Source organism: Burkholderia sp. S-53 (genome assembly GCF_025560745.1).
GTDB lineage: Bacteria > Pseudomonadota > Gammaproteobacteria > Burkholderiales > Burkholderiaceae > Burkholderia > Burkholderia pyrrocinia.
In genome coordinates, this window is the sequence record NZ_CP090484.1 from 449,321 (window position 1) to 471,164 (window position 21,844).

General features: G+C 68.0%; 17 protein-coding genes and 1 pseudogene. 7 read left to right on the forward strand and 11 right to left on the reverse strand.

Annotation, left to right across the window (positions count from 1 at the left end; translation table 11 throughout):
• Nucleotides 1-76 precede the first annotated feature (76 nt).
• A complete protein-coding gene (gene pdxR, locus LXM88_RS24195) occupies nucleotides 77-1,549 on the reverse strand; it encodes a MocR-like pyridoxine biosynthesis transcription factor PdxR (protein ID WP_262544979.1) in 1,473 nt (490 codons plus the stop codon).
• 153 nt (nucleotides 1,550-1,702) lie between these two features.
• Here pdxR and LXM88_RS24200 point away from each other — a divergent pair.
• Nucleotides 1,703-2,947: pseudogene (locus LXM88_RS24200) on the forward strand (GNAT family N-acetyltransferase).
• A gap of 24 nt (nucleotides 2,948-2,971) precedes the next feature.
• On the opposite strand, the gene LXM88_RS24205 reads toward LXM88_RS24200, so the two are convergent.
• Entirely contained in the window at nucleotides 2,972-3,457 is a 486-nt protein-coding gene (locus LXM88_RS24205; protein ID WP_262544980.1) for a DUF3331 domain-containing protein, read from the reverse strand.
• Between the two features lie 466 nt (nucleotides 3,458-3,923).
• Here LXM88_RS24205 and LXM88_RS24210 point away from each other — a divergent pair, with 466 nt between their 5' ends.
• Together LXM88_RS24210 and LXM88_RS24215 are read left to right on the forward strand one after the other, a co-directional pair.
• Nucleotides 3,924-4,580 (forward strand): VC0807 family protein, encoded by a 657-nt coding sequence (locus LXM88_RS24210; protein ID WP_262544981.1) that lies wholly within the window; start codon nucleotides 3,924-3,926, stop codon nucleotides 4,578-4,580.
• 89 nt (nucleotides 4,581-4,669) lie between these two features.
• Nucleotides 4,670-5,536: a CPBP family intramembrane glutamic endopeptidase gene (locus tag LXM88_RS24215; protein WP_262544983.1), complete on the forward strand. Its 867-nt coding sequence runs from the start codon at nucleotides 4,670-4,672 to the stop codon at nucleotides 5,534-5,536.
• A 36-nt stretch (nucleotides 5,537-5,572) separates the two neighbouring features.
• Here LXM88_RS24215 and LXM88_RS24220 read toward each other — a convergent pair whose 3' ends face one another.
• From LXM88_RS24220 to LXM88_RS24240, 5 genes are all read right to left on the reverse strand, one after another.
• On the reverse strand, nucleotides 5,573-6,553 hold the full coding sequence (locus LXM88_RS24220; protein WP_262544984.1) for an aldo/keto reductase: 981 nt from the start codon (nucleotides 6,551-6,553) through the stop codon (nucleotides 5,573-5,575).
• A 196-nt stretch (nucleotides 6,554-6,749) separates the two neighbouring features.
• Nucleotides 6,750-7,421 carry a MarC family protein gene (locus LXM88_RS24225; RefSeq protein WP_262544985.1) on the reverse strand — a complete coding sequence of 224 codons (672 nt, stop codon included), beginning with the start codon at nucleotides 7,419-7,421 and terminating at the stop codon, nucleotides 6,750-6,752.
• A gap of 125 nt (nucleotides 7,422-7,546) precedes the next feature.
• Complete coding sequence (locus LXM88_RS24230) at nucleotides 7,547-8,347, reverse strand: enoyl-CoA hydratase-related protein (RefSeq protein WP_262544987.1); 801 nt, start codon at nucleotides 8,345-8,347, stop codon at nucleotides 7,547-7,549.
• A 38-nt stretch (nucleotides 8,348-8,385) separates the two neighbouring features.
• Nucleotides 8,386-9,708, reverse strand: coding sequence for a phenylacetate--CoA ligase PaaK (paaK, locus tag LXM88_RS24235; RefSeq protein ID WP_262544988.1), 1,323 nt, complete (start codon nucleotides 9,706-9,708; stop codon nucleotides 8,386-8,388).
• 59 nt (nucleotides 9,709-9,767) lie between these two features.
• Complete coding sequence (locus LXM88_RS24240; RefSeq protein ID WP_262544989.1) at nucleotides 9,768-11,324, reverse strand: 3-hydroxyacyl-CoA dehydrogenase; 1,557 nt, start codon at nucleotides 11,322-11,324, stop codon at nucleotides 9,768-9,770.
• A gap of 550 nt (nucleotides 11,325-11,874) precedes the next feature.
• Between LXM88_RS24240 and LXM88_RS24245 the strand changes: the two genes are divergently transcribed.
• Nucleotides 11,875-12,963 (forward strand): calcium:proton antiporter, encoded by a 1,089-nt coding sequence (locus tag LXM88_RS24245; protein WP_262544991.1) that lies wholly within the window; start codon nucleotides 11,875-11,877, stop codon nucleotides 12,961-12,963.
• Between the two features lie 90 nt (nucleotides 12,964-13,053).
• Here LXM88_RS24245 and LXM88_RS24250 read toward each other — a convergent pair whose 3' ends face one another.
• The 4 genes from LXM88_RS24250 to LXM88_RS24265 form a co-directional block, all read right to left on the reverse strand.
• Nucleotides 13,054-14,187 (reverse strand): transporter substrate-binding and LysM peptidoglycan-binding domain-containing protein, encoded by a 1,134-nt coding sequence (locus tag LXM88_RS24250; protein ID WP_262544992.1) that lies wholly within the window; start codon nucleotides 14,185-14,187, stop codon nucleotides 13,054-13,056.
• Nucleotides 14,188-14,207: 20 nt separating this feature from the next.
• Complete coding sequence (locus tag LXM88_RS24255; RefSeq protein ID WP_262544993.1) at nucleotides 14,208-14,984, reverse strand: hypothetical protein; 777 nt, start codon at nucleotides 14,982-14,984, stop codon at nucleotides 14,208-14,210.
• Between the two features lie 657 nt (nucleotides 14,985-15,641).
• Nucleotides 15,642-16,550, reverse strand: coding sequence for a LysR substrate-binding domain-containing protein (locus LXM88_RS24260; protein WP_262544995.1), 909 nt, complete (start codon nucleotides 16,548-16,550; stop codon nucleotides 15,642-15,644).
• 177 nt (nucleotides 16,551-16,727) lie between these two features.
• On the reverse strand, nucleotides 16,728-17,696 hold the full coding sequence (locus LXM88_RS24265) for a LysR family transcriptional regulator (protein WP_262544996.1): 969 nt from the start codon (nucleotides 17,694-17,696) through the stop codon (nucleotides 16,728-16,730).
• A 362-nt stretch (nucleotides 17,697-18,058) separates the two neighbouring features.
• Here LXM88_RS24265 and LXM88_RS24270 point away from each other — a divergent pair, with 362 nt between their 5' ends.
• The 3 genes from LXM88_RS24270 to LXM88_RS24280 all read left to right on the forward strand — a co-directional run bounded on the left by LXM88_RS24270 (nucleotide 18,059) and on the right by LXM88_RS24280 (nucleotide 21,571).
• On the forward strand, nucleotides 18,059-19,234 hold the full coding sequence (locus tag LXM88_RS24270) for an HPP family protein (protein ID WP_262544997.1): 1,176 nt from the start codon (nucleotides 18,059-18,061) through the stop codon (nucleotides 19,232-19,234).
• A 115-nt stretch (nucleotides 19,235-19,349) separates the two neighbouring features.
• Nucleotides 19,350-19,763, forward strand: coding sequence for a MarR family winged helix-turn-helix transcriptional regulator (locus LXM88_RS24275; protein WP_262544998.1), 414 nt, complete (start codon nucleotides 19,350-19,352; stop codon nucleotides 19,761-19,763).
• Nucleotides 19,764-19,783: 20 nt separating this feature from the next.
• Nucleotides 19,784-21,571 carry a chloride channel protein gene (locus LXM88_RS24280; protein ID WP_262544999.1) on the forward strand — a complete coding sequence of 596 codons (1,788 nt, stop codon included), beginning with the start codon at nucleotides 19,784-19,786 and terminating at the stop codon, nucleotides 21,569-21,571.
• The last annotated feature ends 273 nt before the right edge of the window (nucleotides 21,572-21,844 follow it).

Sequence of the window (21,844 nt, forward strand, 5' to 3'; positions counted from 1 at the left end):
GCGGCCGCGGAGCCGCGACGGCGCTCGTTCCGGACAAAGTGCGCGATTCGTCAATCCGCACAAGTCCGGCGACCGTTCACTCCCCGCCGACCCGCTCCGCAATCGCCGACAACGTCCGCAACATCGGCTCGAATGCATCGGCCGACGTATTGCCGAAGCCGAGCACGAGCCCGTTGGCCGCCGACTCCGCATGAATCGAAAAACCCGACAGCGGAAACGGCCCGATGCCGTGCGAGCGCGCCGCGTCGACGATCGCGCGGTCGCGGTACCGCGCCGGCAGCCGCAGCGCAAGATGCAGTCCGCATGGCCCGCCCTCGACCTGATGCGGCACGCTCAGGCTGCCGTCGAGCGCGGCCAGCAGCGACCGCCGCCGATCGCGATACAGCCGGCGCATCCGCCCCAGATGCCGGCCGTATTCGCCCGTCTCGATGAAATCGGCCAGCGCGAGCTGCACGTGGCGCGTCCCGCCGCGCAGCATCTCCGGCAACACCGTCCGCACGGCGGCCAGCAGCGCCTCGGGCAGCACGAGGAAGCCGATACGGAGCGCTGGAAACATCGTCTTGCTGAACGAGCCGAGATAGACGACCGGCGAATCGGGGGCGAGCCCGTGCATCGCGCCGATCGGCTCGCCGGTGTGACGGAATTCGCTGTCGTAGTCGTCCTCGATGATCCATGCGCGATGCCGGCGCGCGGCATCGATCAGTGCGAGCCGCCGCGAGATCGACAGCACGGCGCCGGTCGGGAACTGGTTCGACGGCGTCGTATAGACGAGGCGCGGCGTCCGCTCGCGCCAGTCGTTCTCTTCCGCACGCAGCCCTTCCGCGTCGACCGGCATCGGCACGACATCGAGGTCGGCCGCCTGCATCGCGGTGCGCGCGCCGCGATAGCCGGGCTCCTCGACCCATACCGTCTCGCCCGGATTCGTCAGCAACTGCGCGCACAGCGCAATCGCGCCCTGCGCGCCTTCCGTGATCACGATCTGCTCGGGATCGCAGCGCACACCGCGCGTCACGGCCAGGTGGCGCGCGATCGATTCGCGCAGCGCGCGTTCGCCAAGCGGATCGCCATAGGCGAGCAAGTCGCGGGCGGCACTGCGCAGCGCGCGGTCGATCGCGTGCCGCCACGCATCCACCGGGAAATGCGACAGCGCGGGCACGCCCGGCCGAAAGCCCTCCGATTCGCCGCTGCCGACGAGGCTCGGGCGAATCCGGCCGAGCCGCTGCGCAACCGCCGGCGGCGCGGCACGCCGGCGCGGCGGCGCCGGACGCGACAGCCCGACGACGCGCGTGCCGCGGCGGTCGGACTGCAGGAAGCCTTCGGCGACGAGTTGCTCGTAGACCGCGGCCGTCGTGTTGCGCGACACGCCGAGCGTCTCGGCCAGCGCGCGCGTGCCGGGCAGCCGCGTGCCGGCCGGCATCGCGCCGCCGAGAATCGCGTCGCGCACGCGGCGCAGCAACTGGCGCTGCAGCGAAGGCGCGCCCGGCGTGCGCGCCAGCGGCGCGTCGAGCGGCAGCAACAGAGAGTCGCCGGAAGGAATGGCAGTCGTCATCGGAACATCGCAGCGTGAAAGTGTCGGAACGTGGCGCACGGCGAGTGGCGCACGGCTAGTGGCGAGTGGCGCGTGGCGCCCGAATCGTGGCACCATAAATTTGCCGATCTCTGGCGCTTCTCATGGTACCTCGCCGCGACTACGATCGTCTGCATGCCGGCATGTCGCCGGCCGCCAACCGAAGCGAGATCGACCTTGTCCACGCTCACCAACGCCTTCCGGCAACCCATCGGCCACCCCGTTCCCGACTGGTCCGCGCGCCCGCGCCCCGAGCGCATCGTGCTCGAAGGCCGCTACTGCCGGCTCGAACCGCTCGACGCCGAGCGCCACGCGGCCGACCTGTACGCCGCCTACGCACAGGCGCCCGACGGCAGCGACTGGACCTATCTCGCGCACGGCCCGTACGCCGACGAATCGAGCTACCGCGACTACGCGCGCGGCGCCCAGGCGAGCGCCGACCCGCTGCACTACACGGTGATCGACATTGCCACGGGCCGCGCCGTCGGCACGCTCGCGCTGATGCGCATCGATCCGGCCAACGGCGTGATCGAGGTCGGCTCCGTCACGTTCTCGCCGCTGCTCAAGCGCACGCCCGTATCGTCCGAAGCGCAGTACCTGCTGATGAAGTACGCGTTCGACACGCTCGGCTACCGGCGCTACGAATGGAAGTGCGACGACCTGAACGCGCCGTCGCGCAAGGCGGCCGCGCGGCTCGGCTTCCGCTACGAAGGCACGTTCCGGCAGGCGATCGTCTACAAGGGCCGCAGCCGCGACACCGCGTGGTATTCGATCACCGACGGCGAATGGCCGGCCGTGCGCGCCGCGTTCGAAGTGTGGCTCGCGCCGGAGAACTTCGACGCACAGGGCGGGCAGCGCCAGTCGCTCATCGCGATCCGTCACGCGCAGGCGAACGCGCGCGACGCGGCGGCCCGCGCGAACGACGCGACGCGCGTCACGGTGCGCCCGCTCGTCGCCGCCGACGAAGCTGAATGGCGTCCGCTGTGGCAGGGCTATCAGAAGTTCTACGACACCGCGCTGAGCGATGCCGTGTTCGCGACGACGTGGGCGCGCCTGATGGATCCCGCCGAGCCGATGTTCGTGCTCGGTGCATTCGACGCATCGGGCGCGCTGGTCGGAATCGTGCACTCGATCTACCACCGCTCGTGCTGGACCGAAGGGCCGTACTGCTACCTGCAGGACCTGTACACCGCAGCGGACGCACGCGGGCAAGGCGCGGGCGGCGCGCTGATCGAGGCCGTGTACGAACATGCCCGCTAAGCCGGCGCGAGCCGCGTGTACTGGCTCACGCACGAAACCAACACGACCGCACGCGCGCTGTACGACAGGCTCGCGAACCATGCGGGGTTCATTCAGTACCGGAAGGATCTGAAGAAGTAACGCGGATCCGCGGCCGGCCGGCGTTCAGTCGAGAACGTCGGCCGGATCCCGCGCACGGTCGTGCACGGACGCGACGTCCGTCGCCACCGCGCCGGCCGCGCTCGGCACCGATGCCGGGCAGATCATTTCATCGCCATTCGCGGGCACGGGCCGCCGCACCGGCCGGAACACCGGCTCGCCGGGCTCGATCGGCCGCCCCGAGATCGCGCAGCGCCCTGGCTGCAACGCGACGCGCAGGCGCCAGCGCTGCTCGCCGTAATGGCAACGGCCGCTCTCGACCCATCGAATCAGCAACCCGTCATCACCGGCCTCCAGCACCGTGACGAACAGTTGCGGGCGCAACGGCGACACCGCGGCCGACGCGTGCTCCGGACCCGGCGCGCGGCCGATCGCCACGAGCGGATGCGCGACGCCGCCGACGTGCAGCGGCGTCGCATCGTGTTCGCCGAACGACGGCGCATCGCACGACAGGTCTTCTTCGCAGATCAGGCTTTCCATGATGTTCGGCATGCTTGGCGGATTGACGTGCAGGTTGAACGGCAGCGGCGCCTCGCTCAGCGCCGGCCCATCGGTTCGCGCAGCAGCGCCAGGCCGATCGCCGCACCGGCGACGGCGGCCGCGACAGGCGATTCGGTCATTTCCCTCTCCGTGGGGGCCGCCGCGTGCAATGGGATGTCTCACGCGGCCGCGATCGGACTGGCGCACATGATACAAATTGAAGTTCACTTCAAGTAAAGGGAAAGTTGCGCAACGATGCGTTTCGACGATCGCTGCAATGGGCAGGGTTAGCGCCGGAACAGTCGCGATCACGCTGCCAGCGGCCGAGAATGCGTGACGCACGCACCGGTGCAGGCAGCCGCTGCGGCATCGCATCCCGACGCGATTCTTCGATATACTGGACCGAACCCTTTGCGGGGCAACCGCGGGCAACCACGCCCGCCGCGCGTTCGCCCCAACCTGCGTGGGATTGCGTACCGTGAAACCGCGAGCCGGCCTGATTCTCGAACTCTTCGTCAACCTGCTGCTGCCCTGGGTTGCGTACCGGGTCGCGCATCCGTATTTCGGCGAAACCGGCGCGCTGTACGCGTCGGCGGTTCCCCCCATCATCTGGTCGATCGTCGAATTCGTCCGCTCGCGCCGCGTCGACGCGGTGGCGGCCATCGTGCTGCTCGGCATCGCGCTGTCGATCGTCGGAATGGCGCTCGGCGGCAGCCCGCGCACGCTGCTGATGCGCGAGTCGCTCGCATCGGGCACGATCGGCGTCGTGTTCCTGTTGTCGCTGTTCCGCGAACGTCCGCTGATCTTCTATCTCGCCCGCGCCACCGTGGCCCGCGAGATGGACGGCGGCGCCGCGCACTTCGAATCGGTCTGGGACGCACAGCCGGGGCTGCGGCAGATGCTGCGGCTGATGACGTTCGTATGGGGCGCCGTCATGACGCTGGAGATGCTGCTGCGCTGCTGGATGGTCATGACCTGGCCCGTCGAGCGCGTGCTGGTCGTGTCGCCGATCATCGGCTACACGGTGTTCGGCTGTCTGCTGACGTGGACGTTCTGGTACCGGCGGCGGATGCGCGTGCGCAACAGCGTCGACATCCCGTCCCGCGACGGCGTCACCGAGGTCGCCGGCCGCTGACGGCCGACCGGCCGGCGCCGGCCCGGCCACCTGGCACCGCGCCTGCTGTATGATGCGCGGCGTCTTGTCCGACCAATGCCTTTCCTGTCATGTCCCTTTCGCTCCTTCCGTGCGCCACGATCTGGCTCGCCCTGTTCGCGGCGGCCGCACTCGCGTGGCATCGCCCGCAGCACGGCCTGAGCCTCATCCTGGCCGCGCTCGGCTATGCCGCCGCGCTGGCGTTCGGCAAGCTCGAGCCGGTCGCGCTGGCGCCGCTCGCGCTGCTGGCCGCGGCCGCGTGGGGCGTGTCGCCCGCGCGCCCGCTCGCAGTGCGGATCGCCGCGCATGCGGTGTTTGCCGCGCTCGCGGTCGCGCTGAGCCTGCACCTGATCCCCGGTTTCCACAATCCGCTCGTGATCGCCCAGACGCGCTTCACGCCGGACGCCGCGCCGTTCACGATGTATCTGAATCTCGACAAGCCGCTGGTCGGCCTGTGGCTGCTGTGGGTACTGCCATGGGTTGCACCCGATGTCGCGCTGTCGCGCGCGCTGCGCACGGGCGCGGCGGCTGCCGTCGCGACGGCAGCCGCATGCCTGGCCGGCGCGCTCGCGTTCGGGATGGTCGGCTGGGCGCCCAAATGGCCCGCGTCGGGCTGGCTGTGGCTCGTGAACAACCTGCTGCTCGTGACGCTCGCCGAGGAAGCGCTGTTCCGCGGCTACGTGCAAGGCGGGCTGACACGCGCGCTCCGCGCGTTCGCATGGGGCCCGTGGGCCGCGCTGGCAATCGGCGCGGTGCTGTTCGGCGCCGCGCACGCGGCCGGCGGCTGGCAATGGATCGTGGTCGGCACGGTGGCCGGCGTCGGCTACGGCCTCGCGTGGCGGCGCGGCGGACTGCTCGCCTCCGCGCTCGCGCATGCCGGGCTGAACGTCGTCCACTTCGGGCTGTTCACCTACCCGATGCTCGACGCCGCGCGCTGAACCCGGCGCGCGGCGCTGCCCGGCGAGATACCGCGCTCAGTTGAACCCGGCGACCGCGTGCGGCACGTACGGGCCTTCGAGCGCGGCGATTTCGTCGTCGGTCAGTTTCAACTCGAGCGCGCCGAGCGCATCGTCCAGTTGCTGCGGCTTCGAGATGCCGACGATCGGCGCGGTGACGCCGCGCTTGTGCGCGACCCACGCGAGCGCGACCTGCGCACGCGGCACATTGCGCGCGGCGGCGATCGCCGCGACGGCGTCGACAACCGCCTTGTCCGCATCGGCCGTCGCGTCGTACAGCCGCTGGCCGACGTCGTCCTTCTGCTGCCGTTCCGACGATTCGTCCCAGTTGCGCGTCAGGCGGCCGCGCGCGAGCGGGCTCCACGGAATCACCGCGATGCCCTCAGCTTCGCACAGCGGCAGCATTTCCCGCTCTTCCTCGCGATACAGCAGGTTCAGGTGGTTCTGCATGCTGACGAAGCGGATCCAGCCGTTCTGCTTCGACGTGTACAGCGCCTTCGCGAACTGCCACGCGAACATCGACGATGCACCGATATAGCGTGCCTTGCCGGCCTTCACGACGTCGTGCAGCGCCTCGAGCGTCTCCTCGATCGGCGTGCCGTAGTCCCAGCGGTGAATCTGGTACAGGTCGACGTAATCGGTGCCGAGCCGCTTCAGGCTCTGGTCGATGTCGGTCATGATCGCCTTGCGCGACAGGCCCGCGCCGTTCGGCCCCGGCCGCATCCGGTAGAACACCTTGGTCGCGATCACGACGTCGTCGCGTTTCGTGAAATCGCGCAGCGCGCGGCCGACGATCTCCTCCGACGTGCCGTCCGAATACATGTTCGCGGTATCGAAGAAGTTGATGCCGGCTTCGACCGCCCGCTGGATGATCGGGCGGCTCTCCGCTTCCGGCAGCGTCCACGGGTGCGTGCCGCGCGACGGCTCGCCGAACGTCATGCAGCCCAGCACCAGTTTCGATACCTCCAGCCCGGTCGACCCGAATTTCACGTATTCCATCGCACGCCTCGTCATTGAAGTTGAGCTTGCGGCCGGATGCGCGCCGCCACTCGACACACAGGGCGCGAACGATGCGCCACGCATCCGCCAGACGTCGCATGTTATCCCGCGCCGCGCAAACGCGTACGACGCGCAGGCAGGCGCGCCGCGCGCGTCGTGCAGCGCACGGTCGTCATGCGGGAAGGGAACGCGGGGCTTATTTGACCTGGTCGGCGATCGGCTGCAGGAACGCGGAGAAGCCGGTCAGCATGATCTGCACGCCGATGCACAGCAGCAGGAACGCCGACACGCGCATCGCGACCTTGGTGCCTTCGGTGCCGAGGTAGCGCGACAGCAGCGCGGCGCGGCTGTAGGTTTGCCAGATCACGAGTGCGACCAGCACGGAGACGGCAATCGACACGATGCTCGACAGCATGAACTCCGACAGCTTGTGCGTGCGGTTCGCATTCAGCGCGATCGCGGTCGAGATCGAGCCGGGGCCGACCGTCAGCGGCACGGTCAGCGGGAAGAATGCGCGCGTCATGATCGCGTTCGCGTCGATCGGCTTGACCGGCGTGTCGCCGCCGCCCGGCACGTCGGGCTCGTTCAGCATCTGCCAGCCCGCCACCGCGACCGCCAGGCCGCCGCCGATCCGCAGCGCCTCCATGGATATCCCGAAGAAATGCAGCACGGGCGTGCCGGCGAAAAACGCGACCATCAGCACGATGAACGCGTTGAACGCCACCTTCCTCGCGAGCAGGTCGCGCTCGTGCTCGGTGAGCGCCTCGGTCCGCTCGAGAAACAGGAACGCGATGCCGATCGGATTGATGATGCCGATCAGGCCGGTGAAGCCGAACAGGATCTCGGAGATAAGGCGGTTGACGATCATCGGGCGAGGAATCGGTCGGGGCTGGGCCGGCAGCGCGCCGGGGGTCACGCATTGTAGAGCAAGCGCCCGCGCCCGAGCCGCAAAATGCGGCGGGGCGAGTCGCCGTCGATCGTCGTGGTTTTTCCTTACTCGGCGCCCGCTTCCCATGCCGGCGGCCGCTTCGCGAAGAACGCGGCAAAGCCCTCCTTCGCTTCCGGCGTCGCCCGCACGCGGGAGATCGTCTGCGCGGTGAACGCCGCGCGCTCGTCCGACGGTGGATACTCGCCGATCGCGTCGAAGAAGCGCTTGATTTCCATCAGCGCGTTCGGGCCGTTGCGGCCCAGTTCGGCGAGCGTCCGTTCGAGCGTTTCGTCGAGCGCGTCGAGCGGCACGGCCTGGTGGATCAGGCCGATCGCGACGGCTTCGCCGGCGGCGAGCTGCGTCGCGGTCAGCGCGAGCCGGCGCGCCTGGCGCTGGCCGACCGCCTCGACCAGATACGGGCCGATCACGGCCGGCAGGATCCCGAAACGCGCCTCGCTGACCGAAAAGCGCGCGTGGTCGCTCGCGATCACGATGTCGCAGGCCGCGCACAGGCCGACGCCGCCGCCGAACGCGTGGCCCTGCACGCGTGCGACCGTCGGCTTCGGGCACTGCCGGATCGCGCGCATCATCGCGGCGAACCGCTCGGCGTCGCGCAGATTCGCAGCCGCGTCGTTCGCGCTGGCGCGCTGCATCCACTGCAGGTCGGCGCCCGCGCAGAATGCGCGGCCGTCCGAGCGCAGCACGATCGCGCGCACGTCGTCGCGTTGGCCGAGCGCCGTGAACGCGTCGGTCAGCTCGGCGATCATCGTCTCGTCGAACGCGTTGAGCACGTCGCCGCGCTGCAGCGCAACGGTCGCGATGCCGCGCGCATCGACCGCGACGGCCAGGGTCTTCAATTCATCCATCGAACAGGTTTCCTCGGGTAGAACGGCAAATATCAGGCTCACGCGGCCTGGCGGCGATCAATCACGCGCCGGGCCTTGCCGGTCGCGGTCGCGGGGATGCCGCCCGCCGCGAGCACCGTCACGCCGGACGACACGCCGACCATCGTCTTGATCCGGTGCTGCAGCTCGCGCGCGAGCGCCGCGCGGTCGCCGTCGGTGACGGATGCCTCGGCTTCGGAGCGCAACTCGACCGCGAGGTCGAGCCGGTCCATGTGACCGTCGCGCGACAGCGTGATCTGGAACTGGCCCGACAGCGCCGGCAGCGCGACGACGATCTCCTCGATCTGGCTCGGGAACACGTTCACGCCGCGCACGATCAGCATGTCGTCGGAACGGCCGGTGATTTTCGCGAGGCGGCGCATCGCGCGCGCGGTCGGCGGCAGCAGCGCGGTGAGGTCGCGCGTGCGGTAGCGGATCACCGGCATCGCTTCCTTCGTCAGCGACGTGAACACGAGCTCGCCCTGGCTGCCGTCGGGCAGCACTTCGCCCGTGGCGGGATCGATGATCTCCGGATAGAAATGGTCTTCCCAGATCACCGGGCCGTCCTTCGTCTCGACGCATTCGCACGCGACGCCCGGGCCCATCACCTCCGACAGCCCGTAGATGTCGAGCGCGTCGATGCCCACGCGCGTTTCCACTTCGTCGCGCAGCGCCTGCGTCCACGGTTCGGCGCCGAAGATGCCGATCTTCAGCGACGACTCGGCCGGGTCCATCCCCTGCCGCACCATCTCGTCGATCAGGTTCAGCATGTACGACGGCGTGACGAGGATGATCTTCGGCTCGAAATCGCGGATCAGTTGCACCTGCTTCTCGGTCTGCCCGCCCGACATCGGCACGACCATGCAGCCGAGCCGTTCCGCGCCGTAGTGAATGCCGAGGCCGCCCGTGAAGAGCCCATAGCCGAACGCATTGTGCAGCGTGTCGCCCGGGCGGCCGCCGGCCGCGCGGATCGAGCGCGCGGTCACGTTCGCCCACGTGTCGATGTCGCGCGCCGTGTAGCCGACCACGGTCGGCTTGCCCGTCGTGCCGCTCGACGCGTGCACGCGCACGACCTGCTCGCGCGGCACCGCGAAGAGCCCGAACGGATAGTTGTCGCGCAGGTCGTTCTTGGTCGAGAACGGGAACTTCGCGAGATCGGCCAGCGTCTTCAGGTCGTCCGGATGCACGCCCGCCGCATCGAACGTGCGCCGATAGTGCGGGACGTTGTCGTACGCGTGGCGCAGCGACCACTTGAGGCGCTCGAGCTGCAGCGCCTGCAGTTCGTCGCGGCTGGCGGTCTCGATCGGCTCGAGGGCGGCGGCGGGGTGCGTCGGGTGGGTCATCGGGGTGCTCCTCCAATGGAGTGATGTCGTTATGGTGTTCGGGGTGACCGGGCCGGCGGTTACGACCGGAACGTGCGGCCGGCCGCATGCAGCGCGGCGATGCGCGGCGACACGCGATAGCGGTCCTCGCCGTAGCTCGCCGCAAGGTTCGACAGCACGCGATGCACTCGACCGATGCCGATCGCATCGGCCCACGCGAGCGGGCCGCACGGGTAGTTCACGCCCTTCTCCATCGCGAGATCGAGATCGGCGGGCGAACACACGCCCTGGTTCACCGTGTCGGCCGCCTCGTTCGCGAGCATCGCGACGGTGCGCATCGCCACCATCCCCGGCACGTCGGCGACGCCGACGACGCGGAAGCCCGCCTGCTGGAACAGCCCGACCGCGTCCGCATAGGCGGCGTCGCTGCACTGGAGCGCGCGCGTCAGCGCGACGAGCCCGGCCTGCGCGTAATCGCGTGCGAGGTCGACGAGCACGAGATCCGCCACGCCCGTTTGCGCCGCACGCGCGGTCGCCGTGCGGCCGTCGGTCAGTGCGATCGATGCGCGGCCGGCTGTCGCGAGCAGGTCGTCCTGATGCGCGCCGGCTTGCGCGGCGCCGGCAATACGTTCCGCGAAGCGCGCGTGCAGCGTGGCGGCCGGGCCGTCCTGCGAATACAGCGTGACATCCGCCGGCGCAGCGCGCGGCGGTTCGAGATCGGGCGCGGGCGGCGTCGCACCGTCCGCATACGAATAGAAGCCGCGGCCCGACTTGCGCCCGAGGAAGCCCGCATTCACGAGTTCCTGCTGAATCAGCGACGGCGTGTAGCGCGGATCGTTGAAGTACGCGCGGAACACCGACTCGGTCACCGCGAAGTTCACGTCATGGCCGATCAGGTCCATCAGCTCGAACGGCCCCATCCGGAAGCCGCCCGCTTCGCGCATCACCGCGTCGATCGATGCCGGCGCGCCGCCCTGCTCGTTCAGCACGCGCAGCGCCTCCGCGTAATACGGCCGCGCGACGCGGTTCACGATGAAGCCCGGCGTCGATTTCGCCATCACGGGCTGTTTGCCCCACGCGGCCGCGGTCGCATAAAGAACCTGTGCGACGTCGGGCGCGGTCGCCAGCCCGCTGACCACCTCGACGAGCGCCATCAGCGGCGCCGGGTTGAAAAAATGCAGGCCGGCGACGCGCTGCGGCACGCGCAGCCCGGCCGCGATCGACGTGATCGAGATCGACGACGTGTTGGTCGCCAGCACGCACGTGTCGTCGACATGGCGTTCGAGCGTCGCGAAAATCTCGCGCTTCACGTCGAGCCGCTCGGCTGCCGCCTCGACAACCAGCGCCGCGCCAGCGAAGTCGGCCAGCGCGCGCACCGCGCGGATCCGGTTGCCGGCCGCGTCGGCCTGTGCCGGTTCGAGCCGGCCTTTCTCCGCGAGCCGCGCGAACTGCGCACGGATGCCGGCCAGCGCCTTGTCGCAGGCCGCTTCGTTCAGGTCGTACAGCAGCACCGCGTGGCCGGCCGCCGCCGCGACCTGCGCAATGCCCGCGCCCATCGCGCCGGCGCCGATCACGCCGACGACGGCCGACGGCGTCAGCGCGCCCGAGTTCACCGAATGTGCAGAGGAAACAGCCATCGCTTGCGATCCGTCATGAAGTGGAAGTGCGAGCGATTATAAACCGACCGGTCGGTAGATTTATGTCAGGGCGAGCCCGAATTTGTCGTGCAAGAGACCGTTACGGAAACTGCAAAGACAAAAAAATGAAGGATTGGGGCACTTTTTGCAAACCGAAAGGTCAATGAAAGCGTTCAAATATGAGATAGTGGCCCCCAAACGCCTGATAAAATTCGACAACTCGCCGGATTTCAGGGGGAAACCGCGTGCTGCGCCGCCACCGCTGTCCATCGCCCGCCGTCCTTTCGGGGTCGGAACCGCGCTTCCGGCCGGCGCGTCGTCGCGATCGTTCGCCCCGCCACCGGCAGCCAGCCGCATCGAACCGTTTCACCCAGCGACGGGCCTCGGCCCGCCCGCGCCCCTCGCCGCGTTACCGCGGCGAACTCAAGGCAGCGTCCTCGCGCGCGGCCACCCTTCGGTTTCATCGTCCTCGTTCGGCGGATAGTACGGCCGGGCTTCGTCACCCCGTGACGGCGCGTCGCGCGCCGCCACTCGCATAAGGAAACCCTCCATGCCGCTCTCGTCCAACCAGCTCCCGCGCTGGACCCTCTGGGCCCCGCTTGCCGCATGGCTGGTACTCGCGCTGTCGCGCGTCGTGCCGGCCGAAGGCCTCGTCATCGCGGTGTTCGCCGCCGCACTCGCCGGCGCCGTGTTCGCCGCCGTCCACCATGCGGAAGTCGTCGCGCACCGCGTCGGCGAACCGTTCGGCACGCTGGTGCTCGCGGTCGCCGTGACCGTCATCGAAGTCGCGCTGATCGTGTCGGTGATGCTCGGCGCGGGCCCCGAGAAATCGGGCCTCGCGCGCGACACCGTGTTCGCCGCGGTGATGATCATCTGTAACGGCATCGTCGGCATCTGCCTGCTGGTCGGCGCGTGGAAGCACGGCGAACAGGACTTCCAGGGGCGCGGCGCAAGCAAGGCGCTCGCAGTGCTCGCTTCGCTGTCCGTGCTGTCGCTCGTGATGCCGAACTACCTGAGCGCCGCGCCGGGCCCGTTCTTTTCGAAATCGCAGCTCGCGTTTGCCGGCGTATCGTCGCTCGTGCTGTACGGCGCATTCGTGTTCGTCCAGACCGTGCGCCACCGCGACTACTTCCTCGCCGCGCACGACAGCGCAAACGAGTCGGTGCACGCTGCGGCGCCGAGCACGCGTACCGCCATCATCAGCATGATCCTGCTGTTCGTGAGCCTCGTCGCGGTCGTGTTGCTCGCGAAGCTGCTGTCGCCGGCCGTCGAGCACGCGGTGCTGAAGCTCGGCGCGCCCGAAGCCGCGGTCGGCATCGTGATCGCCGCGCTCGTGCTGCTGCCGGAAGCGCTCGCGGCCGTCACCGCCGCGCGCGCGAACCGCCTGCAGACCAGCATGAACCTCGCGCTCGGTTCGGCGCTCGCGAGCATCGGGCTCACGATCCCGACCGTCGCGGCCGTGTTCATCTGGATCGGCCAGCCGCTCACGCTCGGCATCGGCGCGATGGAAACCGTGCTGCTGGCGCTGACCTTGCTGGTCAGCACGCTGACGCTCAGCCAGGGGCGTACGACGGTGCTGCACGGCGTCGTGCACCTGTCGCTGTTCGCCGCGTACCTGTTCCTGTCGATCACGCACTGACGCCCGAAAACGCGCGGCCCGGCGGATCACCTCCGCCGGGCCGCGTTTTTTCACGTCCCTTCACCCGCGTTCGTTCACGTCACGCCATCGTTACCGGACCGGAATCACGAGATGCTGGCCCGCCAGGATCAGGTTCGGATTGGCGAGGTTGTTGCGGCGCTGGATCTCGCGATAACGCTGGCCGCTGCCGAGCTTGCTCGCCGCGATCAGGTTCAGCGTGTCGCCCGCCTTCACCACGTACGTGTGTTCGCCCGACGCGGCCGCGGTCGTCACCGCCTGGTCGCTGACGAAGTACTTGCGCAGCAGGTCGAGATACTGCGGCGACTGCTTGAGCTTCGCGATCGCGGCGTTCAGGTAGATCAGCAGATCCTGGTCGTCGGTGCGCACGCCGATCTTGTACGCGATGTTCGACCCGTCGAGCTTGGTCACCGCGAACTTCAGGTCGGTGCCCTTGATCGAGCTGACCGCGAACGGGTAGTCGTAGATGAACGCGTCGACCGTATGGCCGTCGATGCTCTTCGCGATGAACGCCGGATCGGAATCGTCGACCTCGACGAACCGGACGTTCGGGTACTGGCGCGTGACGAACGCGTGCACGTCAGGGTCGCCCTTCAGGATGCCGACCGTCTTGCCCGCGAGATCGTCGGTCGAGCGGATCGCGGACCCTTGCCGCACAATCAGCGAATAACCGAAATCGTCGACGTACGGCACCGAATAGACGACGCCGGCCGGCGTGTTGTCCGGGAACGTCAGCCCGTCCATTGCCACGTCGACGACGTGGTTCCCCTTCGCGTCCGTGTCGAGCAGCTGCTTCGGCACGCCCGGGTACGTGTCGACCTCGTGACGCGTATCGACGACGACCGGCTTGCCGCCGTGCGAGAACGACGGATCCGCGAACAGCAGCCGCGCGAATTCGACGTTGAAGCCGTGCGGCGCGCCCTTGTCCTCGCCGAAGAACGGCTCGCTCGGGTTCTGCACCGAGATCCGCACGATACCGTTTTCGGCAATCGATTTCAGCGTGCTGGCCTGCGGCGTGAAGCCGGCCGGCAGCACGTTGGCCGACGGCGACGGCTGCGCGGGCTGGCCGGTGTCGCCAGTTTGCGCGGACGTCGACGCCGGGGCCGCGTCATGCGCGGGAATCAGCGTCGACAGGCCGCCCTGATGCACGATCCATACGCCGACGAGCACCACCAGAAACGCAATTGCGCCGAGAAGTTTTTTCATGGTTGCGTGCCTGCAGGAAGTTATTGTTGTTTCGACGGCAGCTGGGCGGGATTCGCCGCATCGGGTCCGGGAACCGGCACGTGAGCGCCGGTCAGCGCCTGCTGCTGCGCCTGCTTGACCTCGGGGTTATCCATCAGCGACGTCTCCATTTCGGAGAACGCCTTGTTGACCGAGCGCATCACCGAATCGACGGCCACGTCGGTCTTGATCTGCTCGAACGTGTCGGACGCCTGCCGGCCCGCGAGCTTGTTCATCTGCTGCGCCGCCTGCGACATGTCCCACATCGCCTTCGCGCGGTCGATCGCCGACGCGAAATTCTTCAGTTCCGCCTGCACCTGCTTGTAGCGGCCCTCGCGAAACGACAGCAGCTGCTTCATCGTGTCGAGCTGCGACCGGAAGCGCGGCGCGTCGTCCGGATACTGCTTCTCGAACAGCTCGGTCTTGCTCTCGAAGTTCTTCACCTCGGTGCGGAACGCGGTGATGCTGTCCGCGAATTTCTGTGCCGCCTGGCGCTTTTCCGCGAGCTGGTTGATCAGCGTCTCGATCGGATTCGCCTGCGCCTCCTCGACGATCATCTTCACCTTCTGGTTCGCGAACTTCATCGCGACGACCGGCGCGAAATAGATCGCGCCAAGGCCGATGACGCCCGCCGTGATCAGCGCGATCATCCCCTTCAGGATGAACAGCGCGGCCGGTGCCGCGATCGCGACGCCGGCAATGATGATCGCCCACTTGATCAGCTTTACCTTGCCACTCCCCGAACTGCCGTTTGCTTCTTCATTCGAAAGCTGCGACATGAGTTTTTCTCCTTGAACCTCGAACCGAACTGCGTGCGTTTGCTTCTTCAAGCTCAATCGAAATGCTTCGGACTCCGGTGCCGCCGGTCGGTCAGGCAAGCCGACGGCACAATGCAAAGAGGGCGACGGCGGGCGTCACGAGACGCCGGTGTAGGCACCGTTCAGGATGCGGTGATCGGGGGGAGCGGGCTGCGGCTCGATGCGGCGGGCCGGACCGGCGCCGTTCATCGTCGCGGCCAGCGCACGGACGGGAGAGTGTACCGATGCACGGTACGAAACGGGATGACGGATACGTGACGCAACGGGCGTCGGGAGAAACGTAGTTCCGGCGGGCCGACCGATGCGGCGCCGGGATTCCGGTACGAGTGAGTAAAGGCTCATCGTTGTTCTTTTGCGTATCGCGGGTGCGGGAATCGCGCGGCCGGCGCGTCCCGCTCCAAATGCACTGGCGTATCGTGCCCCGACCGGCATGCAGCGTCAAGCGGTTGTCGCAGTGCAGCGAACCGCGTCGTTCCGCCGTTGAAACACAGGTATCGACGCGGCTTTCATGATGGTAAGGATCCGCACGACGCCCGCCTGCCCGGCTCGATCAGGATTGCTTGCCATCGCAGCGTCGCATGTTTCTGGATTGAAAGCTTGTAACACGGCGGGAACATGCTACCCCGCCGCGCCGCCGTGCTCCTGCGCGAGAAACCGCTCGACCATCGCGTTGAACACCGGCAGCGCCGGGTTGTCGTTGTCCGCGCGCCACGCGAGATACAGCTCCGCCGCGGCGTCGACGCCGGCGAGCGGCCGGAACACCACGCCGTCCACATGCAGTTCGCGCGCAGACGCCGGCACGAGTGCCGCGCCGAGCCCCGCACGCACGAGGCCGAGGATCGTATGCGTCTGCCCGACGTAGTGCAGGTAGTTCGGCAGCCGCCCTGCGTTCGCGAACAGGCCGGAGATCAGGTCGTGGAAGTATTTCCCTTCGTTCGGCGAATACGCGATGAACGGCTGCCGGTCGAGATCGTCGGGGCCGATGCGCTCGCACGCGGCGAGCGGCACGCCTTCCGCGACCTCGACCAGCATCGGCTCGCGCTGCACGAGCCGGTATTCGAGCGGCTGGCGCGAAGCGCGCTGGCGCACGAAACCCGCGTCGAGCATCCGCGACGCGAGTGCGTCGATCTGCACGGTCGACACCATCTCGCGCAACTCGACATCGACGTCCGGCAGCGCGTGCGCGGCGTGCGCCAGCAGCATCGGAATCATCCGGTATGCACTGACGGCCGTGAAGCCGAGCGTAATGCGGCCGGCCCCGCCGTGCGCGACGCGCTGCGCGGCCTGCTCGGCACGCGCGGAGAATTCGAGGATGTGTCGCGCGTCGCGCAGGAAGCGCTCGCCGGCCGCGGTCAGGCTCACCTGCCGGCTGCTGCGTTCGAGCAGTGCGATGCCGAGCGCATGCTCGAGCAACTGGATCTGCCGGCTGAGCGGCGGTTGCGTCATGAAGAGCCGTCTGGCCGCGCGACCGAAATGAAGTTCTTCGGCGACCGCGACGAAGCAGCGAAGCTGGTGCAGTTCAATCATCCAGATTTTGTATCGATCGAGGGTGTTTCGAGGTTAGACCGATATCGATACGATTTCCATGCTCGGTTGCACCTGATATGTAGCGCGCGGGCCGCTTCAAGCGGATTCGCATCGCACCGAATGCATGAGCATCGCCGCGGCGCGCGCGGTTCGGGCGGCACCCGTCCGCCCATGCCGTCACGCGCGCTTGCGGCCGCCCGGCGTCTGCTCGATCGTCAACCGGTCGAGTTCGCGCAGGTCGTTCTCCAGCGCGGGCGTAAGCGTCGTGCGCAGGTGGTCGAGGAACGTGCGGATCTTCGCGTCGAGATAACGACGCGTCGCGTAAACGGCATACACGCTCACCGTCTGCAACCGGTATTCGGGCAGCACGCGGATCAGCCGCCCTTCGCGGATGTCGTCGAGCACCGTATACAACGCGACGCACGCGATCCCGCGCCCGGCGCGCACCGCGACGCACAGCGCGTCCGGCACGTTGACCTGGAACGGCGCCGGCTGCAGCGCGTAGACGGCCTCCTCGGCGTCGTTGCGCTCGAGCCGCCATTCGCCGGCCGGCGATGCGGGCGTATCGAGGCGCAGGCACACGTGGTTCGGCAAATCGTCGGGCGTCTGCGGCGTGCCGTGCCGCGCCAGGTATTCGCGCGACGCGACGAGCACGCTGCAGCTCGTGCCGCAGGTCTGCGCGACGTAGCCCGAATCGGGCAACTGCGACGCCGTCACGATCGACACGTCATAGCCTTCCTCGACGAGATTCGGCATCCGCTGCGCGAGCGTCAGCTCGACCGACACGTCGGGGTTGTCCTCCTGGTAGCGGACGATCGACGACACGACATGACTCTGCCCGAGCCCCGTCATCGCATGGATGCGCATCTTGCCGCTCGGTCGCAGCAGCGCGTTGCGCGCCTCCGCGTTCGCGTAGTCGATTTCCGCGAGGATCGATTTCGCGCGCTCGAAATAGCGTTCGCCGCTTTCGGTAAGGCCGAGGTGGCGCGTCGTGCGATGCAGCAGGCGCGTCTGTACGTGCGCTTCGAGGTTCGATACCGCACGCGATACCTGCGCGGTGGTCGCGTCGATTTCCTTCGCGACCGCCGTAAAACTGCCGGCTTCGACAACGCGCACGAACAGGCGCATGTTTTCGAGCATGTCCATTGAATTGGCTTGGGGAGAGTCAGTGGGGAGGCGTCGGCGGCGCTCGCGTCAGATGGGGAACGGAACGCAGCCGCGAACCACGTCGAATCGATCACCGTGCCGGGGGAAAGGCGGGAGAGCGGGCATCGCGTACGTGGTTCTGGCATATCGGGGATTCTGTGGCCGGAATTGTACGCCGCCGCAGACGAATTTGCGCTATTGCCCGCCGCCCAAGCTTTCATCGGATGAAAGGCTCCTGCAAGGCGCGTGCGTCGTGCGCGTGCAACGGCTTGATGCAACGCGACAATTTGTATCACAACGCGATATAATTCCGCCCTTGTCGCCGCGCGCATCCGCGCCGTCATTCTTACTGCTTACCGTCAATGTCGTCAGGCTCCCCGTCGTCGCGCCGCACGCTGCGCCAATGGCTGCACAGCTTCCTTCCCCATCCGATGTCGCTCGGCTGGCGCGAGCGCCTGCGTTCGTGCGCGGGCGCGCTCGTCGGCATCGCGACGGTCGGCGTCACGATGCGGTGGCTGCCCGGCGTGCCGGGCCTCGTGCCGCTGCTCGTCGCGCCGATGGGGGCATCGGCCGTGCTGCTGTTCGCGGTGCCGGCGAGTCCGCTCGCGCAGCCGTGGTCGATCATCGGCGGCAATCTCGTCGCGGCGACGGTCGGTGTCGCGTGCGCGTCATGGATTGCCGATCCGATCACGGCCGCCGCGGTCGCGATCGCGTGCGCGATCGGCGGCATGTTCGCGTTGCGCTGCGTGCACCCGCCGTCGGGCGCCGTCGCGCTCACGGCCGTGGTCGGCGGCCCGGCAATTCATTCGCTCGGTTTCAGTTTCGTGCTGGAGCCCATCGCACTGCAGTCGGCGATCCTGCTGTCGGCCGCGCTCGCATATCACGCGCTGACCGGGCACCGCTACCCGCATGGCGGCGTGCGCCCCGAAGCGAAACCGCAGGCAGGCGGCGCCGCGCCGGCGCGCGGCGGCTTCACGCGCGGCGACCTCGACGCGGTGCTGAAGCGCCGCAGCGAATGGCTCGACGTCGATCCGGACGATCTTGAAACGCTGCTGCGAGAAACCGAGATGCAGGCCTATACGCGCACGTTCGGCCAGCTCAAGTGCGCCGACCTGATGACGAAGAATGCGATCGAGGTCGCGCCGTCGACGTCGGTCACGGCCGCGCTCACGCTGCTCGACCGTCACCGCGTGAAGGCACTGCCCGTCGTCGACGGCGAGGGCCGGCTGGCCGGCATCGTCACGCGCGCCGACCTCACGCGCCAGCTTCGCCGCCCGACTCCGCTGTGGCAGCGCCTATCGGCACGGCTGCCGCAATCGTTCGGCGGCCAGCCCGCGAGCGTCGCCTCGGTGATGACACGCGACGTCGCGTTCGTACCGGAAACGATGCCGATCACCGCGCTCGTGCCGCTGTTCACGCATTCGGGTCACCATCACATTCCCGTTGTCGATGCGTCGCGCCGGCTCGTGGGAATCATCACGCAGACGGATCTCGTCACGGGCCTCTACCGGCAGACGCAAATGCTCGAGGCCGCTTAACGCAAGCGCAACGCGCCGACACCACGCGGAATGCATTGATTTCGCTTCAATTCGACCATTTATATCATGTAGTGATATATTAATCGCTACCGAAACCGACTGCCCGACCGACTCGATGAACGATACCCGACGCGCGCTGAACAAAAGCGATTTCCAGCAACTGTCCGAGTTCCGCTACCAGATGCGCCGCTTCGAGCGCTTCTCCGAGCGCGCCGCACAAAGCGAAGGCGTGACGCCGCTGCAATACCTGCTGCTGCTGCATATCAAGGGCTATCCGCATCGCGAATGGGCAACCATCGGCGAGCTCGCGGAACGCCTGCAGGCGCAGCATCACGGCGTCGTCGCTCTGGTGACGCGCTGCGAAGCGCTCGGGCTCGTGAAGCGCAAAACGAGCGAAGCGGACCGCCGGCAGGTCGAGGTCCACCTCGAGCAAGCCGGAGAAACGCTGCTCGCACGCCTCGCGGCGATGCATCGCACCGAGCTGAAGTCGCTCAAGGGCACGTTCCAGGTTCCCCAGATCGATTATTGACCCTTACTGTTGCCACTCCGATGAACGCACCGCACAAACGCGATTTCTCGACCAACGAACGCCTGCCCAGGATCGCGTTGCTTGCCGCCGGGATCGGCCTGCTCAGCACGCTTGCCGCGTTCGTGCTGTTGAGCCTGATCCACCTGTTCACGAACCTGTTCTTCTTCCAGCAGTTCTCGTTCGCCGATCGCTCTCCGGCGAACCACACGCTCGGCGCATGGGTGATCGTCGTACCGGTGATCGGCGGGCTGATCGTCGGGATGATGGCGCGCTTCGGTTCGGAAAAGATCCGCGGCCACGGCATTCCCGAAGCGATCGAGGCGATCCTGTTCGGCAAGAGCCGCATGTCGCCGAAGGTCGCGATCCTCAAGCCGCTGTCGTCCGGCATCGTGATCGGCAGCGGCGGTCCGTTCGGCGCCGAAGGCCCGATCATCATGACGGGCGGCGCGCTCGGCTCGCTGATCGCACAGTGCGTGCATGTGACCGCCGCCGAGCGCAAGACGCTGCTCGTCGCCGGGGCGGCCGCCGGCATGACGGCCGTGTTCGGCACGCCGGTCGCCGCGGTACTGCTCGCGGTCGAACTGCTGCTGTTCGAATGGCGTCCGCGCAGTTTCCTGCCGGTCGCGCTCGCCTGTGCAGTCGCCGGTTTCGCACGCGCGCTGTTCTTCGGCGTCGATCCGCTGTTTCCGCTCGCCACGGCCGCGCCGACACCCGTCGCGCTGCTGTCGTGCATCGTCGCGGGCCTGCTGTCGGGCATGCTCGCCTGCGGCCTGTCGGCTGCGCTGTACCGCGTCGAGGACACCTTCGCGAAACTGCCCGTGCACTGGATGTGGTGGCCCGCGCTCGGCGCGATCGTGATCGGCACCGGCGGCTGGCTCGAACCGCGCGCGCTCGGCGTCGGCTACGACGTGATCGGCGACCTCCTCCACCAGCACATCGCGCTGAAGATCGCGCTTGCGCTGCTGATCGTGAAGGCCGTGATGTGGGTGATCGCGCTCGGCTCGGGTACGTCAGGCGGCGTGCTCGCCCCGCTGCTGATGCTCGGCGCCGGCCTCGGCACCGTGCTGTCGCCGGTGCTGCCGGGCGGCGATCCGGCGCTGTGGCCGCTCGTGTGCATGGCCGCGACGCTCGGCGCAACGCTCGGCGCGCCGCTGACCGCGATCGTGTTCGCGTTCGGCCTCACGCACGACGCGAACGCGCTGCTGCCGCTGCTCGCGGCGACGCTCGTCGCGCACGGCTTCGCGACCGTCGTGATGAAGCGCTCGATCATGACGGAAAAGATCGCGCGCCGCGGCTATCACATCTACCGCGAATACGGCGTCGATCCGCTCGAACGGCACGACATCGGCGAAGTGATGACGTCCGCCGACCGGCTCGTCGCGATCGACGGCGCGTCGACGCTCGAAGTCGTCGAGACGCAGTACTTCGGCGCGAAGCAGACGCACCGCGCGTATCCGGTCGTGCAGAACGGCCATCTGCTCGGCCTCGTCGATCGCGCGACGCTCGACGCACAGCGCGCACACGCTGCGGCCGACACGCCGATCTCGGATGCGTTCGCCGGCCGTGCGCCTGCCGTCGCGCTTGCGCACGAAACGTGCCGCGTCGTCGCGTCGCGTCTCGCGATGCTCGGCCTCGAACGGCTGCCGGTCGTCGACGACGCGCAATCGCTGCGCATCACGGGCATCGTGTCGCGCAGCGACCTGATCAAGCCCGCGCTCCAGCATTTCGACGACGAACACAAGCGCGAGCGCTTTCGCCCGATCGTCCCGGTCAACCTGCGCGACATCGGCACGCGCAAGGCCGGCTGACACATCAAGCGTGCGCGGTATCCCGCCGCGCACCGCTTCATCATCCCGACTCACCTCCACTGCACGATGCGGCGTGCGCGTCGCGCACCGCATCGCTTTCCGCTGCTTTCCGCGTTTAAAGTTGGTTAACAATCCAACCGACGAAAGTTTGTCATCATGGTACCCATGCGACGGGGCCACCCAATTCAGCCATTCCAATTCGCGATCAGATAAAGAGTCGCGGCACGGCATGCAGACACATGCCGCACGCCGCGACCGTCACCTCACCACATC

Excerpts from the sequence above, each read along its gene's own strand:
- pdxR (WP_262544979.1), bottom strand. The coding sequence starts at position 1,549 with ATGACGACTGCCATTCCTTCCGGCGACTCTCTGTTGCTGCCGCTCGAC.
- LXM88_RS24205 (WP_262544980.1), bottom strand. The coding sequence starts at position 3,457 with ATGCCGAACATCATGGAAAGCCTGATCTGCGAAGAAGACCTGTCGTGC.
- LXM88_RS24215 (WP_262544983.1), top strand. The coding sequence starts at position 4,670 with ATGTCCCTTTCGCTCCTTCCGTGCGCCACGATCTGGCTCGCCCTGTTC.
- LXM88_RS24220 (WP_262544984.1), bottom strand. The coding sequence starts at position 6,553 with ATGGAATACGTGAAATTCGGGTCGACCGGGCTGGAGGTATCGAAACTG.
- LXM88_RS24225 (WP_262544985.1), bottom strand. The coding sequence starts at position 7,421 with ATGATCGTCAACCGCCTTATCTCCGAGATCCTGTTCGGCTTCACCGGC.
- LXM88_RS24230 (WP_262544987.1), bottom strand. The coding sequence starts at position 8,347 with ATGGATGAATTGAAGACCCTGGCCGTCGCGGTCGATGCGCGCGGCATC.
- paaK (WP_262544988.1), bottom strand. The coding sequence starts at position 9,708 with ATGACCCACCCGACGCACCCCGCCGCCGCCCTCGAGCCGATCGAGACC.
- LXM88_RS24240 (WP_262544989.1), bottom strand. The coding sequence starts at position 11,324 with ATGGCTGTTTCCTCTGCACATTCGGTGAACTCGGGCGCGCTGACGCCG.
- LXM88_RS24245 (WP_262544991.1), top strand. The coding sequence starts at position 11,875 with ATGCCGCTCTCGTCCAACCAGCTCCCGCGCTGGACCCTCTGGGCCCCG.
- LXM88_RS24250 (WP_262544992.1), bottom strand. The coding sequence starts at position 14,187 with ATGAAAAAACTTCTCGGCGCAATTGCGTTTCTGGTGGTGCTCGTCGGC.
- LXM88_RS24255 (WP_262544993.1), bottom strand. The coding sequence starts at position 14,984 with ATGTCGCAGCTTTCGAATGAAGAAGCAAACGGCAGTTCGGGGAGTGGC.
- LXM88_RS24260 (WP_262544995.1), bottom strand. The coding sequence starts at position 16,550 with ATGATTGAACTGCACCAGCTTCGCTGCTTCGTCGCGGTCGCCGAAGAA.
- LXM88_RS24265 (WP_262544996.1), bottom strand. The coding sequence starts at position 17,696 with ATGGACATGCTCGAAAACATGCGCCTGTTCGTGCGCGTTGTCGAAGCC.
- LXM88_RS24270 (WP_262544997.1), top strand. The coding sequence starts at position 18,059 with ATGTCGTCAGGCTCCCCGTCGTCGCGCCGCACGCTGCGCCAATGGCTG.
- LXM88_RS24275 (WP_262544998.1), top strand. The coding sequence starts at position 19,350 with ATGAACGATACCCGACGCGCGCTGAACAAAAGCGATTTCCAGCAACTG.
- LXM88_RS24280 (WP_262544999.1), top strand. The coding sequence starts at position 19,784 with ATGAACGCACCGCACAAACGCGATTTCTCGACCAACGAACGCCTGCCC.